This window comes from Actinomadura sp. NPDC048032, assembly GCF_040653175.1.
Taxonomy (GTDB): Bacteria; Actinomycetota; Actinomycetes; order Streptosporangiales; family Streptosporangiaceae; genus Spirillospora; species Spirillospora verrucosospora.
Genome location: NZ_JBEZJP010000755.1, coordinates 1 through 1,880, shown reverse-complemented (window position 1 = coordinate 1,880; position 1,880 = coordinate 1). Strand labels below are relative to the sequence as shown.

At 72.1% G+C, this 1,880-nt stretch carries 2 protein-coding genes and 1 pseudogene; all 3 read left to right on the top strand.

From position 1 onward, the window contains the following. A partial coding sequence (locus tag AB0C69_RS41905; protein WP_360362414.1) for a DNA translocase FtsK occupies positions 1–425 on the top strand: 425 nt, incomplete at its 5' end. A gap of 143 nt (positions 426–568) precedes the next feature. Then, positions 569–1,321, top strand: a complete 753-nt coding sequence (locus AB0C69_RS41900; RefSeq protein WP_345174261.1) for a RodZ domain-containing protein — start codon at positions 569–571, stop codon at positions 1,319–1,321. 106 nt (positions 1,322–1,427) lie between these two features. Next, a pseudogene (locus AB0C69_RS41895) lies at positions 1,428–1,880 on the top strand (30S ribosomal protein S12 methylthiotransferase RimO); the annotation flags it as partial.

The window sequence follows — 1,880 nt, the reverse complement described above, 5'->3', positions numbered from 1 at the left end:
TCGTCGGGCAGGGCGACGCCCTGTTCCTGCCGATGGGCGCGAGCAAGCCCATGCGCCTCCAGAACGCCTACGTCTCCGAGAAAGAGATCCACAGCGTCGTCGACCACTGCAAGGGGCAGATGGAGGCGAGCTACCGGGAGGACGTCGCCGCGGCCGGCGCGCCGAAGAAGGAGATCGACGAGGAGATCGGCGACGACATGGACCTGCTCGTCCAGGCGATCGAGCTGGTCGTGTCCACCCAGTTCGGGTCGACGTCGATGCTGCAGCGCAAGCTGCGCGTCGGGTTCGCCAAGGCCGGGCGGCTGATGGACCTGATGGAGAGCCGCGAGATCGTCGGGCCCAGCGAGGGCTCCAAGGCGCGGGACGTGCTGGCCAAGCCGGACGACCTTCCCGGGGTGCTCGCGGAACTGCGCGGCGGCGGCTGAGCGCGGTGCCGGGGCATTGCGGAATGATGCGAAATCTTGCCCAGTTTCGAACGTGTTGGCTGTCGCCGAACGGGCAGGCCCGTTCCTAGACTGGTCTCACAGTCGTGCGAGATCGGCCACGAGCTCCTCAGAGGAGGCCCGGCGTGAGCATCGGTGAGACCTTGGCGGAGGAGCGTCAGCGGGCCGGTCTCTCGGTGACACAGGTGAGCCTCCAGACGCGCATACGCGAGACCGTCGTCCGCAGCATGGAGGCCGACGACTTCTCCGCGTGCGGGGGCAACTTCTACGCCCGCGGCCACATCCGCAGCATCTCCCGCGTGATCGGCATCGATCCGGAGCCTCTCGTCGCCGAGTTCGACGCCGCGCACGGCGGCGCCCCGCAGCCGGTCTCGGCGGTGTCGGCGTTCGAGCCGGAGCAGCCGGTCGCGTTCCGCGAGCGCCGGTCGCCGAACTGGAGCGCGGGAATGGCGCTCGCCCTCGCGCTCGTGGTCATCTACGGGATCGTCCAGGTGGTCGGGCACGGCGGCGGCGGCGAGCGGCGCACCGCCCGGCAGGTCGCCGGGACGCCCGCGCCGTCCACCCCGTCCGCCGCGCCGGCCCCGCCCAGGAGCAGCGCCCCGGTCGCGGAGGCGCCGCGCACCAAGGTCGAGGTGCGGGTCGAGGCCAAGCGGACGACGTGGCTGAACGTCCAGGGCGACCAGGGCAGGTCGCTGTTCAGCGGCATGATCCGTGAGGGCGACCAGAAGAGCTTCACCGCCAAGAAGAAGGTCCGGCTCGTGATCGGCGTCGGCGGCAGCGTCAACCTGACCGTCAACGGCAAGGACCTCGGCTCGCCCGGCAAGGGCAAGGGCGTCCAGCGGCTGACCTTCGACCGCGGCGACCCCGAGTCGGCCTGATCCGGCGTGCGGCGGGGCCGCGCGTCCCGCCGCACGCCGGGACGCCCCGTGAGGATGCCGCGGGCCGATGGTCGGCATCGGAGCGGAGGCCCATTACCTTAGGGGCATGTCCACTCGCCGCAAGGTCTCACTCATCACGCTCGGCTGCGCCCGCAACGAGGTCGATTCCGAGGAGCTCGCCGCGCGCATCGAGGACGCGGGCTGGGACCTGGCGGACGGCGCGGACGGCGCCGACGTGGTGGTCGTCAACACCTGCGGGTTCATCGAGGCGGCCAAGAAGGACTCCATCGACACGCTGCTGGCCGCGCACGACTCCGGCGCCAAGGTCGTCGCCGCCGGGTGCATGGCCGAGCGGTACGGCAGCGAGCTGGCCGAGGCGCTGCCCGAGGCCGACGCGGTGATCGGCTTCGACGACTACACCGCGATCGGCGAGCGCCTCGACGACGTCATGGCCGGGCGCAGGCGCGACGCGCACACCCCGCGCGACCGCCGCGCTCCCGCCCGCCGCGACCCCACCGAGCGCCGCCGCGGTCCCCGCCAGGATCAGCGCCACCGCGAC